Here is a 223-nt window from a genome sequence, read left to right as displayed (position 1 = left end):
GTGCCCCGACCTACTCAGGATACCACTATTCTTATCTTCCTTTACTTATACGGGACTGTCACCCTCTTTGGTCAAGCTTTCCAACTTGTTCTAATTCTGTCCGCAAGAAATGTCGTGGTCCTACAACCCCAATATTGCCGTAACAACATTGGTTTGGGCTGTTCCGCGTTCGCTCGCCACTACTTACGGAATCACTTTTGTTTTCTTCTCCTCCGCCTACTTA

Annotated in this window: 1 rRNA gene; it reads right to left on the bottom strand. The window is 46.6% G+C overall.

The window, feature by feature from the left end:
- Nucleotides 1–223: ribosomal RNA gene (locus KO524_RS15635) — 23S ribosomal RNA — on the bottom strand; the annotation flags it as partial.

Origin of the sequence: Flavobacterium sp. NKUCC04_CG, from assembly GCF_019345525.1 — a bacterium.
GTDB lineage: Bacteria > Bacteroidota > Bacteroidia > Flavobacteriales > Flavobacteriaceae > Flavobacterium.
This window is presented reverse-complemented; position numbering and strand designations above follow the sequence as displayed.